This window comes from Flaviramulus basaltis, from assembly GCF_900114265.1.
Lineage (GTDB): Bacteria > Bacteroidota > Bacteroidia > Flavobacteriales > Flavobacteriaceae > Flaviramulus > Flaviramulus basaltis.
Genome location: NZ_FPKV01000002.1, coordinates 112,629 through 126,713 on the forward strand (window position 1 = coordinate 112,629; position 14,085 = coordinate 126,713).

Annotated in this window: 13 protein-coding genes; 4 read left to right on the plus strand and 9 right to left on the minus strand. The window is 30.3% G+C overall.

All coding sequences use genetic code 11. The features are described 5' to 3' along the window. Positions 1–2 precede the first annotated feature (2 nt). Entirely contained in the window at positions 3–2,447 is a 2,445-nt protein-coding gene (gene thrA, locus BT151_RS07150; protein WP_072401125.1) for a bifunctional aspartate kinase/homoserine dehydrogenase I, read from the minus strand. 341 nt (positions 2,448–2,788) lie between these two features. Between thrA and BT151_RS07155 the strand changes: the two genes are divergently transcribed. After that, positions 2,789–4,348: a bifunctional ADP-dependent NAD(P)H-hydrate dehydratase/NAD(P)H-hydrate epimerase gene (locus BT151_RS07155; protein WP_072401126.1), complete on the plus strand. Its 1,560-nt coding sequence runs from the start codon at positions 2,789–2,791 to the stop codon at positions 4,346–4,348. A 43-nt stretch (positions 4,349–4,391) separates the two neighbouring features. Here the strand turns inward: BT151_RS07155 and BT151_RS07160 are convergent, their stop codons facing one another. The 6 genes from BT151_RS07160 to BT151_RS07185 form a co-directional block, all read right to left on the minus strand. Further along, positions 4,392–5,426, minus strand: a complete 1,035-nt coding sequence (locus BT151_RS07160; RefSeq protein WP_072401127.1) for a TlpA family protein disulfide reductase — start codon at positions 5,424–5,426, stop codon at positions 4,392–4,394. Between the two features lie 82 nt (positions 5,427–5,508). Continuing rightward, complete coding sequence (locus BT151_RS07165; RefSeq protein ID WP_072402590.1) at positions 5,509–6,363, minus strand: substrate-binding domain-containing protein; 855 nt, start codon at positions 6,361–6,363, stop codon at positions 5,509–5,511. A gap of 4 nt (positions 6,364–6,367) precedes the next feature. Further along, positions 6,368–7,246, minus strand: a complete 879-nt coding sequence (locus BT151_RS07170) for a nucleoside phosphorylase (RefSeq protein ID WP_072401128.1) — start codon at positions 7,244–7,246, stop codon at positions 6,368–6,370. Beyond that, positions 7,236–8,177 (minus strand): DUF1835 domain-containing protein, encoded by a 942-nt coding sequence (locus BT151_RS07175; protein WP_072401129.1) that lies wholly within the window; start codon positions 8,175–8,177, stop codon positions 7,236–7,238. The genes BT151_RS07170 and BT151_RS07175 overlap by 11 nt, the downstream gene beginning before the upstream one ends. Before the next feature lie 2 nt (positions 8,178–8,179). Continuing rightward, positions 8,180–8,503, minus strand: a complete 324-nt coding sequence (locus tag BT151_RS07180) for a translation initiation factor (protein ID WP_072402591.1) — start codon at positions 8,501–8,503, stop codon at positions 8,180–8,182. Positions 8,504–8,510: 7 nt separating this feature from the next. Continuing rightward, positions 8,511–9,461 (minus strand): isopenicillin N synthase family dioxygenase, encoded by a 951-nt coding sequence (locus BT151_RS07185; RefSeq protein WP_072401130.1) that lies wholly within the window; start codon positions 9,459–9,461, stop codon positions 8,511–8,513. A gap of 146 nt (positions 9,462–9,607) precedes the next feature. Between BT151_RS07185 and BT151_RS07190 the strand changes: the two genes are divergently transcribed. Both BT151_RS07190 and BT151_RS07195 read left to right on the plus strand, forming a co-directional pair. Next, complete coding sequence (locus tag BT151_RS07190) at positions 9,608–11,584, plus strand: alpha-ketoacid dehydrogenase subunit alpha/beta (RefSeq protein ID WP_072402592.1); 1,977 nt, start codon at positions 9,608–9,610, stop codon at positions 11,582–11,584. Positions 11,585–11,627: 43 nt separating this feature from the next. Then, on the plus strand, positions 11,628–12,035 hold the full coding sequence (locus BT151_RS07195) for a 3D domain-containing protein (protein ID WP_072401131.1): 408 nt from the start codon (positions 11,628–11,630) through the stop codon (positions 12,033–12,035). A 1-nt stretch (position 12,036) separates the two neighbouring features. On the opposite strand, the gene BT151_RS07200 is transcribed toward BT151_RS07195, so the two are convergent. Both BT151_RS07200 and BT151_RS18890 read right to left on the minus strand, forming a co-directional pair. Then, positions 12,037–12,591 (minus strand): ExbD/TolR family protein, encoded by a 555-nt coding sequence (locus BT151_RS07200; RefSeq protein ID WP_072401132.1) that lies wholly within the window; start codon positions 12,589–12,591, stop codon positions 12,037–12,039. A gap of 68 nt (positions 12,592–12,659) precedes the next feature. Continuing rightward, positions 12,660–12,794 carry a hypothetical protein gene (locus BT151_RS18890; RefSeq protein ID WP_262494243.1) on the minus strand — a complete coding sequence of 45 codons (135 nt, stop codon included), beginning with the start codon at positions 12,792–12,794 and terminating at the stop codon, positions 12,660–12,662. A gap of 566 nt (positions 12,795–13,360) precedes the next feature. On the opposite strand from BT151_RS18890, the gene BT151_RS07205 reads away from it, so the two are divergent. After that, the gene (locus tag BT151_RS07205) at positions 13,361–14,035 is read left to right on the plus strand and encodes a hypothetical protein (protein WP_072401133.1); all 675 of its coding nucleotides are present in this window, start codon (positions 13,361–13,363) and stop codon (positions 14,033–14,035) included. Positions 14,036–14,085 lie beyond the last annotated feature (50 nt).

The window sequence follows — 14,085 nt, forward strand, 5'->3', positions numbered from 1 at the left end:
CCTTAATCATTTCCAATTCTAATAATGTCTGCAAATAAGCCAGAAGCAGTAACATCTGCTCCAGCACCAGCACCTTTAATAATCATAGGTTGTTCTGGGTAACGTTGCGTGTAAAACATAACAATATTATCTTTTCCTTCTAAATTATAAAATGGATGACCTTCTGGAATTTCCTCTAATCCAACACTCGCTTTTCCATTATCAAATTTTGCCACATATTTTAATTGACAATCCTTTGCTTTCGCTGAAGTATACAAACTTTGGTAATGTGCTTCATCTGAAATTAATGTTTGGTAAAAATCATCAACAGTATCGCTTTTTATACCAGATTCAGATAGGAAAGGTGTGTTTTGAATATCTTCTAGATTCATTTCAACACCACTTTCTCTAGCTAAAATTAGGATTTTTCTAGCGACATCTACACCACTTAAATCAATTCTTGGGTCAGGTTCTGTGTAGCCTTCAGCAGCAGCTTGTTTTACAACATCATAAAATTTTGTAGTATCATTAAAATTGTTGAAAACAAAATTTAAACTACCTGATAAAACAGCCTGTATAGATGTTACTTTATCTCCAGATGCAATTAAATTGTTTAATGTGTCAATTATTGGCAATCCTGCTCCCACATTGGTTTCGAATAAATAAGGGGCATTGTATTTTAGTGAAAGTCTTTTAAGTAATTTATAATTTTCAAAAGTGCTAGAACACGCAATTTTATTACAAGCAACAACTCCAATACTTTGTCTTAAATAATCTGCATATAAATTAGCAACATCTTTATTTGCTGTAACATCAACAAAAATGCTATTGCGCAAGTTTAATGATTTAGTTCTATCGAAAAAGCCGTCAAGCGTAGCGTGTTCACCATCTTGTAGTTGCTCTTTCCAGTTACTTAAATTGATCCCATCTTCATTAAAAATCATTTTTCTAGAGTTAGATAATCCAGCAACACGTAAACTTATTTTTAAATTTTCTTTTAAATATTTACGTTGCTGTTTTATTTGCTCAACTAATTTTTCTCCAACATTTCCAACACCTGTAATAAATACATTTAGTTGTTTAGTTTTAGATTCAAAAAACTGTTCATGTAGTGTGTTTAATGCTTTTTTTACATCTTTTTCTGCAATTACCGCTGAGATATTCTTTTCTGAAGCACCTTGAGCAATCGCTCTTATATTAATATTATTTTTACCTAAGGTGCTAAACATTTTACCACTAATACCTTGATGATTTTTCATGTTATCGCCAACTAAAGCAATAATGGAAAGTTCGGTTTCAACAATAATTGGATCTATTTTATGTAAAGCAATCTCGTTTTCAAATGTAGTGTCAACAGCTGTTTTTGCTCTTTCAGCATCATTTTCATCAATACCTAAACAAATAGAATGTTCAGACGATGCTTGAGTAATTAATATCACATTAATTTTTTCTTGTGATAACGTTTCAAACAAACGCTTAGAAAACCCAGGAATACCAATCATACCACTACCTTGTAAAGTTAAAAGCGCGATATTGGATATGTTACTAATTCCTTTTACGGGTGAAGTAGAATTTGTTTCATCATTAGAAATTATTGTTCCAACTGCTTCTGGCTCTAAAGTGTTTTTTATATGAATAGGAATATTTAAATCTAAAACAGGTTGAACCGTTGGTGGATACAATACTTTTGCTCCAAAATGTGATAATTCCATAGCCTCTTGATATGATATTTTATCAATAGGATAGGCTTGTTTTACTAATTTCGGATTTGTTGTAAACATACCACTTACGTCTGTCCAAATTTCTAGCTGTGTCACGTTTAAAGCAGCAGCAACAATAGCCGCAGTAAAATCTGACCCTCCACGACCCAAAGTGGTTTGTTCTCCAATATTAGATTTTGAAACAAAACCAGGAAGAATTGTTGTTTTTTGAGAAGCCGATTTAAAATAGTCTTGAATATTTTTATTACTAATACTATAATTTACTTCAGCTTTTGTAAAGTTTGAATTAGTAATAATTAGTTCTTGAGAGTTTTTACACTCTGCAGATAAACCACGAATTTTCATGGTTTCTGCAATAATGTATGATGACAAAATTTCTCCAAAACTCACTAATTTATCAGATGTTTTTGGTGATAATTCATTTATTAAATAAATACCATCTAGTAAACTCTTAAGCTCATTTAATTTTTCGTCTGCAAACGCTATAATATTTGAGCTTTCACCTAAGTTCAATTCATTTATAATATTAAAATGAATATCTTTTATGATATTGAAAGAGTCTGAATAATTTTTATTTTTATTTTGAGCTTCTTTGCCTGCTAATAAGAGTTTGTCTGTTATACCTCCAACAGCAGAAACGACGCATACAACAGAATCAGTTTTAGAATAATCTTCTAAAATCTTAATAACGTTATTTATGTTTTTTGAAGAACCAACAGAAGTTCCTCCAAATTTTAAAACCTTCATTTTTTAATGAATTGATAATTAAAAATAATACTTGAATTGTTGTAATTTTTTAAATTACAAATATAGCCTGAAGAATATGTTATTAGCAACCCCAAAGGGTTGTAATATTTGTTGTAGTAGCTAAAATAGAAGTTGAACCTTTTACAAAAAAAGTATGAGTAAAACTTGTATTTTGGCTTAAATGATTCATTTATATTTAATGTAAAACTAATCAAAAGTATTACTTTTAACTTGATAAAAAAACAAAATATTTTTTTTTGACGTATTCTTATATTGAAGTAATTTTCTTTTAAGAATTCCAACGAATATAAAAAAGAATTGAAAAATCAATAATTATATAAATGAAAATTTTTTCTAAGGAACAGATTTACGAAGGAGACAAGATAACTACTGAAAGACAGCAAATTTCATCAACAGATTTAATGGAACGCGCAGCAACTCAAATTTTTAATTGGATACACATGCGCATGCAAGGCGCTCAAGTTCCTATACATGTTTTTTGTGGTATTGGTAATAATGGCGGTGATGGTTTGGTATTAGCAAGACATTTAATTTTAGATGGCTATAATGTAAAAACCTATGTGGTTAATTGTAGTGATAAGCGTTCTAAAGATTTTTTAATCAACTACGATCGTATTAAGAATGTTACAAAAGAGTGGCCAACGCTTTTAAAATGTGCAGAAGATTTTCCAGAAATAAATCCAAATGATATTATTGTTGATGCTGTTTTTGGAATTGGTTTAAATAGACCAATAGATGATTGGGTAAAGGGTTTATTTATGCATTTTAGAGCAAGTAAAGCGTTTACCTTATCTATAGATATTCCTTCTGGTTTGTTTCCAGATAAGGCTGTTGAAGATGAAGATGCTGTTGTATGGGCAGGTTACACATTAAGTTTTGCTTCACCAAAACTAGTATTCTTCTTGCCAGAAACTGCTAAGTATACTGTGCAATGGGAAGTTTTAGATATTGGTTTAGATCAAGAATTTTTACAAACAACCCAAACAGAAGTTGAATTAATTGGTAAGCATGAAGTGTTGCCTAATTACATACCAAGAGATAAATTTTCGCATAAAGGTCAATTTGGACACGCTTTAATTATTGGTGGAAGTTATGGGAAAATGGGTGCTGTTACTTTAGCAAGTAGAGCTACTTTATCTGCTGGCGCGGGCTTAGTTTCTGCATATATTCCTAAATGTGGATATACTGTTTTACAATCGGCATTTCCAGAAGCGATGGTTATTACTGACGCTGATGAGGAAAAAATAACCTCAATTTCTTTTGAAATAAAACCTACCGTCATTGCTTTTGGAATAGGAGTAGGGACAGATGCAAAAACCTTAAATGCTTTTGAAGCCTTTTTGAAAACGAATAAAACACCTTTAGTTATTGATGCAGATGGTATTAATTTACTTTCAAAAAAGAAAGCCTTACTAAAATTGTTACCTGTAGAAACAGTATTAACGCCTCATCCAAAAGAATTAGAACGATTAATTGGTAAGTGGAAAAATGACTTTGACAAATTAAAAAAAGCCAAAGCCTTTTCAAAAAAGTATAACGTTATTTTGCTTATTAAAGGAGCAAATACCATAACACTTTTTGAAGATAAACTTTATGTAAATACAACAGGAAATCCTGGTTTATCTACAGCAGGTAGTGGTGATGTATTAACGGGAATAATTACAGGTTTAATTTCACAAGGATATCATCCTGTAGTTGCAGCTATATTTGGTGTGTATTTACATGGAAAGTCTGCAGATATTGCTGTTGAAGACTTTGGCTATCAAAGTTTAATTGCAACTCATGTTATTGAATATTTAGGTGAAGCGTATTTAGACTTGTTTAAACAACCAGAACCTATACAGCAAGAAGAAAGTACTGAAGAAAGTACTAAGGAATAAAAAATGCCGCTAATAGCGGCATTTTTTATTTTAATTATAAATTTTATATGTTTAAAGAATTAAGCAATTCTGTAAGTTTAGGACTTGATGGTCTTGAAGCATCAGCATTAACAATATTACCTGCTGGATCAATCAATATAAATCGAGGGATTCCATTTATTCTATAACCTTGAATAAATTCAGATTTCCATCCTTCACCAGAGAATAATTGAATGCCTCCCATTTCTTTTTCAGCAATCATTTTTTTCCAACCTTCGTGAGCTGCACCAGCATCACCTCTATAGCCTCTTCCATCATCAACAGAAATACTTACAAACGCTATATTTTTATCTTCAAATTGTTTTTCTAATTTTTTAAGTGAAGGAATTTCTGCAATACAAGGTCCGCACCAAGTAGCCCAAACATCAACGTAAACGTATTTTCCTTTTAAATCTGACAACGAAGTATTTCCACCTTTATAATTTTCATAGTTTTCAAAATTAGGAGATGGTTTTCCAACAAAATCTACAAATTTATTAGCTCTTGCTTGTTGTTGTGAATATGCATTTAAAAGACCTTCTGGTAATTTTTCAACAGCATTTTTATCATTTGCATAAACTATAGAGTCAAGATTTTTAGTGTTTTCTATTAATCCTAAGAATTCACTTTGAATTTCATTAACTTCTGTTTTAAAATCATTTTCTTCCATATCAAATAAAGCAGGTGAGAATCTGCTTTCTTGCAATAAAGATTTTTTTGCTAAGTAGTTATTTGTTTCTGATCCTGATCCTGTATATTTAATTGTTTCGTCAAACTCCTTGGTGTCTAAAGTTACATTTAAATCATAACCATTTTTAAGAAAGATTAAAGTAGCTTCATTTCCATCGTAGAAATTAAAAAAATCTGCTTTAACATTCAATGTGTCACTAAAAGTACCATCTTGATTAACTTTAATAGTTTTTGAGTAATTTTGATTTCTAACAACTAGAGAATCGCTATTTTGGTTTATTATTTTTCCTGTTAGAGTAACATAATTTTTAGGTTCTTCTTGACAAGCTATTGTTGCAATTGCAAGTGATAATAAAAGTAATTTTTTCATATAATGAGTTTGTTTCTTCAAAAATAAAAACTTCAAAAGTGTTTTGTAATAAGTTTTTGTTAAAAATTAATATTGAAAACGGTTACAGTTCAAAAGTTAACTTTTCATAATCAACAATTTCAGGGATAATATTTAGTGCAAATAATTCTTTTTGAGCTTTCATGACGGTTTCCTTATTAATTAAAGACTGAGACCATTCTGTAATACCTAGCCATTCTTGAACATCATCCAATTGTTGTTTGTAACGATTTGCAATGGTTTTATCAATACTTGGGATGTCTTTAAACTCGGAAGTAGTATTATTAATTATTCTTAAAATAGTTTCTAAATCTTCACGATTTGATTCGATAAAATCTTCTCTTACTGCTATAACAAAGCAAGGCCATGGTGAAGGACAATTATCAATACGACGAAACGTACCATCATCTACCAAAGGTTTTGTGGTAAATTTTTCCCACATAAAATAATCTGCAGTTCCTTCGGTTAAGCCTTTAACAGCACCATCTAAATCTTTTATAACTTCAAAGTCTAGATCTTTTTCTAAATCCCAATTATTATTTTCTGCATTAATATAAGCCATTAAATGAGAGCCAGAACCATATCTGCTAATAGCAGCCTTTGTTCCTTTTAAATCTTCAACAGTTTTATATGGAGAATCATTACCTACATGAATACCCCAAATTAAAGGTGTTTGCACAAAAGTTTGCACAATTTTACTTGGGTTTCCATCAATAATATCTTTAATAATACCCTCGGTAAGAATCACTGCTAAATCAATGTCTTTATTACGTAATGCTTTACACATAGCACCAGTGCCACCATAATAGTCATGCCAGCGTAAATTAATGCCCTCGTCTTTATATTCGCCTTCTTTTAGCGTTAAATACCATGCTAAGTTAAAATGCTCTGGTACACCACCAATATTAACTTTCTTCATTAAATCAATCAATTTTTTCTATAATTCTATTAAGTGTATAAGTAATTAAATCTTCAATAACTTTTGATGGGTTTTCACTAAAGGTTCCAGATGCTCTGTTTGCAATAATAGCATTTAAAGATATGGCGTGATGCCCTAATAGTTTTGATAATCCATAAATAGCAGATGTTTCCATTTCAAGATTTGTAACACGAATACCATTATAATTAAAGGCATCCATGTGTGTGTTTAAGTCTGGATCTTGAATGGCTAATCTTAAAACACGACCTTGAGGCCCGTAAAAACCTCCTGCAGTTGCTGTTAAACCTTTATGTGTTTTAGCACTTCCAAATATTTTTTCTAGTTTCTCACTACCTTGTACAACAATGGGTTTAGATTTGTTTTGATGCCATTTTGTTTGAGTAATAAAAGCATTTTCAATATCTGGATTACTAATAGATTCTATTTTATAAGAATGAAGCATGCCGTTAAGGTCTAAACCATATTGACTCATAACAAAAGAATCTACAGGGATATCTTTTTGTAAAGAACCAGATGTTCCAATTCTAATAATATTAAGACTAGTAAGAGTTTCTTTAGGTTTTCGGGTTTTTAAATCTATATTAAATAGTGCATCTAATTCATTTAAAACAATATCAATATTATCCGGACCAATACCTGTTGAAATAACTGTAATACGTTTTCCTTTATAAAGTCCTGTTTGAGTTTTAAATTCCCGCTTTTGAGTGGTAAACTCGATAGTATCAAAATCTTTTGTTACTTTTTCAACACGATCTTGGTCTCCAACAAATATAATTGTACTTGAAACATTTTCAGGTTTTAAATTTAAATGATAAACGCTACCATCAGAGTTTAGTATGAGTTCAGATTCTTTAATGAGCATTTAACACAGAATTTATTAGTTGATTTTTTGATTTACTGAATTGAAAGTTGATTTTTTTAACACCACCATATGTCATACCGTTATCAATTTCTGATGAAAAATTATACTGACTTAATAATGCTTCATGTCCTTTTCTATTTAATATTAGGCTATCATCCTTAATCGTATAAAAAACACTTAATTGGTCTATTATTCTTGATAATTGCATGTCTCCATACCCGTAAAAACCTTGATAATTAAGTGCATAACCTAATAAGTGGTTTTTTGAGGTAATAGCATGTTTTTCAATTATTTTGAGCAAATTTTTCTCTATAACATTTAATCCATCAATAGAATCGGGGAAACGTTCTAAATGTGCTTTTAAGCAATTGCTTAAGTATTGAAATGATGATGGTTTTACAATATAAGGTTTTATTAAATTATGATCAATTCCGCAGTAAATTCCCCAAACGGTAGTTGCTATATCGATATCATCGGGGTTTAATAAAACTTTATTTTTATAGTGTTTTAGTAATTGGCCTGATGATAATTCAGATAAACCTTTTAAGCTTTTGCTGCCTTCAATTCTGCCACTACAAACTAAATATAAAGGTAAATTTATTTTTTTTTGCTGAATAAGACTAATAACGGCAACCATATTTATGTGACAGAACAAATCATATTCAAACCAAAGTATAATTTCAGAGTAATTCTTAATATCATCTAATTTGTCTAACTCTTTTTTAATCATTTTAATATCTAAGTCGATATCATAAAATTCACTAAAAAATGCCTTTCTAAGATTTAAGAATTCTTCAGAATATACAGCCTCTTTTGTTGGACCTTCGCATAACATTTCCTGCCATGTAAGTTTTTCGCCTTCAACTCCTAATTCGTTAAGTACGGTAGTTAAAGCATTACCGTTAGTAATATGAAGCTGTTTTTTGTCCATTATTATCCGCCTACACGTTTTACATTAAACCCTTTGTCTTTAAGGATTTTCATTATTTTGTCACGGTAATCTCCTTGAATTATGATTTTATCATCTTTAAAACTACCACCAACACTTAGCGTAGTTTTAATTTCTTTTGCAAGGATTTTAAAATCTTCTGTGGCACCTGTATAGCCTTCAAGAATTGTTATGGGCTTGCCTTTTCGCTTTTCATATTTGCAAATAATAGGATCATCTTGAAGCCAAATATCTGAATCTTCTTCTTTTGGAGTGTCTTCTTGAACATGATCTGGGAACAAGTTTTTTAACTGGTCTTCTAAGTCCATGATGTTCTTACTTTTTAATAAGACCAAGCTCTATTAGGCGTTCTGTTAAAAATTCGCCAGCAGTAGTGTCATCAAATGCTTTAGGATTATTTTCATCAATACAGCCATCTAAAACATCAAGTTTCATGCTGCTTACAGGGTGCATAAAAAATGGAATAGAATAGCGTGAAGTTCCCCAAAGTTCTTTAGGCGGATTAATTACACGGTGTATTGTAGATTTTAATTTATTATTAGTATGTCTTGATAACATATCACCTACATTAATCATTAACTCATCTGGTTCTGCAATGGCATCAATCCATTCGCCTGTATGGTTTTGAACCTGTAAACCTCTACCTTGAGCACCCATTAAAAGGGTGATTAAGTTAATGTCTCCATGTGCTGCTGCACGAACAGCTTCTTTTGGTTCTTCTTTTATTGGAGGATAATGTATAGGTCTTAAAATAGAGTTTCCGTTGTGTATATAGTTATCAAAATAGGTTTCTTCTAAACCTAAATGTAATGCCAATGCTCTTAAAACATATTTTGCTGTTTTTTCAAGCATTTTATAAGTTTCTTTACCAACTTCATTAAATTCCGGAAGTTCTTCAACTGAAACATTTTCAGGGTATTCTTCTTTTAGTTTTTCATCATCATCTACATATTGTCCAAAATGCCAAAACTCTTTTAAATCGCCTTCTTTTTTACCTTTTGCACTTTCTTTACCAAAGGACACATAACCACGTTGTCCGCCTATACCAGGTATTTCATATTTCCGTTTTGTTTCCGTCGGTAAAGTGAAAAAATTCTTAACCTCTTTATATAAGTTTTCAACTAAAACATCATCTAAAAAATGACCTTTTAATGCCACAAAACCTATCTCTTCGTAAGCCTTTCCTATAGCATTCACAAAATTCTGTTTTCTATTAGGGTCATTAGACGTGAAGTCTTTTAAATTGACACTTGGTATCGTATTCATAAGGATGATATTTTAAAATATGCGAAATACAAATGTACAAAAACATTGTAAATTTTCAGGGATTACTTTTTTATTGATATTCTCTTTTTATGGTATATTTGATAAGGTGTTATTATGCATCTATAAATCAAACAGTTTCAATTATTATGAAGTATAACATTGACAATCTTGACACTACTATTTTATTAGAATTGTACAAAAACATGCTAAAACCAAGGTTGATAGAAGAGAAAATGTTAGTGTTATTGCGTCAAGGTAAAATAAGCAAATGGTTTTCTGGTATTGGACAAGAAGCCATCTCGGTTGGAATTACTATGGCTTTGAATAAAGATGAATATATTTTACCCATGCACAGAAATCTGGGGGTTTTTACCACTAGAAAAATTCCTTTATATAGATTGTTTGCACAATGGCAAGGAAAAGCTTCAGGTTTCACAAAAGGCAGAGACCGATCTTTTCATTTTGGTACACAACAATATAAAATTGTTGGAATGATTTCGCATTTGGGTCCGCAGTTAGGTGTTGCAGATGGTATTGCTCTAGCTTCAAAATTGAAAAATAAAAATCAAGTCACAGCAGTTTTTACAGGAGAAGGAGGCACAAGCGAAGGCGATTTTCATGAAGCATTAAACGTTGCGTCTGTATGGCAATTACCAGTTATGTTTTGTGTCGAAAATAATGGCTACGGTTTATCAACACCTACTAGTGAACAATATTATTGCGAAAACATAGCCGATAAAGGTGTTGGCTATGGTATGGAATCACACATTATTGATGGAAATAATATTATAGAAGTTTATAAAAAAGTAAGTGATATTGCTGAAAGTATTAGAAAAGAACCTAGACCTGTTTTATTAGAATTTAAAACGTTTAGAATGCGAGGACATGAAGAGGCAAGTGGTACAAAATATGTTCCACAAGAGTTAATGACTGCTTGGGGAGAAAAAGATCCTATTTTAAATTTTGAATCATTTTTATTTAATCAAAGTATTTTAAATGAAACTAATAATTCACAGTTTAAAGAAGAAATAACAAAGGAAATAAACGAACATTTAGAAGTTGCTTTTAACGAAGATGATATTAAATCTATTGAAATTAATGAATTAGATGATGTTTTTCAAGATTTTGATTATCAAGAAGTTAAAAATAATTCAAATAATAAAGAAATTCGATTTATTGATGCTATTTCTGATGGTCTAAAACAGAGTATGGAGCAGCATGAAGATTTAGTAATCATGGGGCAAGATATAGCAGAATATGGCGGAGCTTTTAAAATAACCGATGGTTTTGTTGATCAATTTGGAACAGAACGTGTGAGAAATACACCCATTTGTGAATCGGCTATTATTGAAACAGCTATGGGATTATCTATTGTTGGTATAAAGAGTATTGTTGAGATGCAGTTTGCAGATTTTGTTTCTTCTGGTTTTAACCCTTTAGTTAATTATTTAGCAAAATCGTATTACAGATGGAGTCAAAATGCAGATATTGTAATAAGAATGCCATGTGGTGGAGGCGTAGCAGCAGGACCGTTTCATTCACAAACAAACGAAGCGTGGTTTACTAAAACACCAGGTTTAAAAGTAGTTTACCCTGCATTTCCTTATGATGCAAAAGGATTATTGGCAACTGCAATTAACGACCCTAATCCTGTATTGTTTTTTGAACATAAAGGCTTGTACAGAAGTATTCGTCAAGATGTTCCTACGGATTATTATACACTTCCTTTTGGTAAAGCCTCGTTAATAAAAAAAGGTCATGATGTTACTATTATAAGTTATGGAGCTGCGGTACATTGGGCATTAGAAACTTTAAATAATAACCTTGAAATATCAGCAGATTTAATTGATTTAAGAACGCTTCAACCTTTAGATATTGAAGCGATATACAGCTCAATTAAAAAGACAGGTCGTGCTATTATTCTACATGAAGATTCCTTGTTTGGTGGTATTGCAAGCGATATTTCGGCATTAATTATGGAAAATTGTTTTGAATATTTGGATGCACCTGTAAAACGAGTTGCAAGTATGGAAACTCCTATTCCTTTTGCTAAACAGCTTGAAGATCAATATTTACCAAAAGGTAGATTTGAAGCTGATTTAAAAGCAATTTTGGCCTACTAATAATTTTATTGCTTATATTTAAAAAGATTTAAATTAAGCGTTTTTGAGAATTATTGTCTTCCTTTTTCTATTAGTATTCTTAAGTTGTAAAGAGCATAAAAAGTCTTTTGAAGATAGTTTTTCTTGGAATTCTGCAATGGTTACTGCCACAGCTTACAACTCACTTGCTTATCAAACAAATTCCAATCCACATATTACAGCTTTTGGAGACAGTTTATTTCCAGGGTTAAAATATATTGCTGTATCTAGAGATTTATTAAAAAGAGGCTTAAAACATAATATCCCTGTCAAGATTGAAGGACTTGAAGGGATATATATTGTTAAAGATAAAATGCATTCTCGTTGGAAAAATCGCATCGATATTTACATGGGTTTAAATGTTGAAGCAGCAAAAGAGTGGGGTAGAAAAAGGGTTTGTATCGATTACGGTATACCAATTAAACATAAATAATTTATTTGGTTTCAGCCTCTGATAGTATAAACGGATAAGCTTCTTTAACTTGCATCAATTCCTCTTTTGATAATTTTTCAGGCAATTTATTAAACACCTTTAAACTGTAATTATTTCGCAATTCATAATAGGCTTTTGTTAATTCATTTTGAACTGCAACAAACTGTTTATAAGTGGTATTTTTGCCATTTTGTAAAGAAACTACAGCTTGTTTTGGATTATCTGATGCATCTGAAGCTTTTAATCCATTACAATAGTCACAAGTATTTTTACCGTTATTATCTATAAAGTTTTTAGTGATGTCTTTTAATTCGTTTATAGAAATAATTTCGTCTTCTATCATAACCTCATCATTGTTGTTGATTATGATTCGCAAAATATTATGTTCAGCAATAGTAGCATTACAATCTCCTGTGGGACAATCTTTAGGAAGTATTCTGTTAATACCTTCATCTGAAGAAATTGTTGCTGTTACAAGAAAAAAGATAAGCAATAAAAACGCAATGTCTGCCATAGATCCTGCGTTAACTTCGGGTACTAGTTTTGAATGTCTCATGATTATAGTTTAAATGTTAATAAAAACTTAAATCACAAAAACAATACCATAACTAATTTATTATCAGATTAATGTGCATAACGCTTAGAACCTTTCCAAATGTAGTTATTTGAAGTGTGAAAATCTATAATTCGATTATTAGTAAATAAATTTTCTTGAACTATACTATTTAAACGTCTTGATATTTTATTGATTGAGTTCATTTTTTGATTGAATAAAAATTGATTGATGAAAGTTGGTTGGTTTTAAAAGACGTTACTTATCTGTAACGTCTTTTGCTATTCCATTCTTTACTTTTTGAACCGTTGAAAGTTCCAGTTAATTGATTGTTGTTTAAAGTTCTCATGATTTTTGATTGATTTAAATTGATTGATGAAAAATTTTATTTAATAAGTTAATACTTATCTGTAACGTCTTTTACAGTTCCACTGGTTACTTTTTGTACCATTTAAAGTTCCTGTTAATTGATTGTTGTTTAGAGTTCTCATAATTGTTTTGTTTTTGATTAATTGATTTATAATAGATAGACGACCATAAATTAAAAATGTTACAGTACTATGTATAACAAAGTAATAAATTAACAAATTTTAACTATTTTTAGTAGAGTAGTAGCTATTTAATCGTATAATTTAAGTAGGAGTTTAAGTTTTAGGAATGATTATTGTTAAACCCATACTAAATATTGAATAGTCATTAGGTGTATTTTCAGATAATAAAATATCTTTGAAACATCTAAGTTATAATTAAACGGATTAAATATATAAGATTGATGAAAACTTATATTGTACAAATTTTATTAATTTTCTTTACTCTTTCTATTAATGCACAAATAGATAGTAAAAAAAAATATATTGCTATACCTGCTATTAAAAGTAAAAAAGACTCGGCAGATATAAGTCCGTTAACACCATCAAAACCTATAAAAAACAACACTTTTGGCATGAATATGCCAAAAGTATCTCCTAATCTTGAGCAACCTAAAGAAGAGTTTTCTATGTTTCCAAAAGAAAAATTTGGAAATCCTGGTGAACTTTATGAAAAACAAGTTGATAAAAATTTAGCTAATTTAAAATTAACACCAGAAGAGGTTGAAAAATTAAATGGTAATACAACAGACCAGTTTTTAGGAGATTTTAAAAGTAAGGCTAAGTTTGTAAATGTGGTTTATCGTGATCATGGATATGTTGATGGTGATGTAATTCAGGTTTTAATTAATGATGATATTATTTATCCAAGAGTTTATTTAACGGGAGGTTTTAAAGGCTTTAAGCTAGATTTAAAAACAGGTTTTAATAAAATTGATTTTTTAGCCTTGAATCAAGGAGAATCTGGACCTAATACAGCAGAATTTAAAGTAATAGACGATAATGGAATTATTGTCTCTCACAACCAATGGAATCTTGCCACTGGAGTTAAAGCGACTATTATTGTGGTTAAAGAATGATTCTATTATTTATCATTTTATATCCTTAATTCAATTTGCATTATATTATT

What these genes read in the sequence shown, in the direction of transcription:
- BT151_RS18890 (WP_262494243.1), bottom strand. Translation starts at nt 12,794, where the DNA reads ATGAACTCAATCAATAAAATATCAAGACGTTTAAATAGTATAGTTCAA.
- BT151_RS07190 (WP_072402592.1), top strand. Translation starts at nt 9,608, where the DNA reads ATGAAGTATAACATTGACAATCTTGACACTACTATTTTATTAGAATTG.
- BT151_RS07155 (WP_072401126.1), top strand. Translation starts at nt 2,789, where the DNA reads ATGAAAATTTTTTCTAAGGAACAGATTTACGAAGGAGACAAGATAACT.
- BT151_RS07165 (WP_072402590.1), bottom strand. Translation starts at nt 6,363, where the DNA reads ATGAAGAAAGTTAATATTGGTGGTGTACCAGAGCATTTTAACTTAGCA.
- BT151_RS07170 (WP_072401128.1), bottom strand. Translation starts at nt 7,246, where the DNA reads ATGCTCATTAAAGAATCTGAACTCATACTAAACTCTGATGGTAGCGTT.
- BT151_RS07200 (WP_072401132.1), bottom strand. Translation starts at nt 12,591, where the DNA reads ATGAGACATTCAAAACTAGTACCCGAAGTTAACGCAGGATCTATGGCA.
- BT151_RS07205 (WP_072401133.1), top strand. Translation starts at nt 13,361, where the DNA reads ATGAAAACTTATATTGTACAAATTTTATTAATTTTCTTTACTCTTTCT.
- BT151_RS07175 (WP_072401129.1), bottom strand. Translation starts at nt 8,177, where the DNA reads ATGGACAAAAAACAGCTTCATATTACTAACGGTAATGCTTTAACTACC.
- thrA (WP_072401125.1), bottom strand. Translation starts at nt 2,447, where the DNA reads ATGAAGGTTTTAAAATTTGGAGGAACTTCTGTTGGTTCTTCAAAAAAC.
- BT151_RS07160 (WP_072401127.1), bottom strand. Translation starts at nt 5,426, where the DNA reads ATGAAAAAATTACTTTTATTATCACTTGCAATTGCAACAATAGCTTGT.
- BT151_RS07185 (WP_072401130.1), bottom strand. Translation starts at nt 9,461, where the DNA reads ATGAATACGATACCAAGTGTCAATTTAAAAGACTTCACGTCTAATGAC.
- BT151_RS07180 (WP_072402591.1), bottom strand. Translation starts at nt 8,503, where the DNA reads ATGGACTTAGAAGACCAGTTAAAAAACTTGTTCCCAGATCATGTTCAA.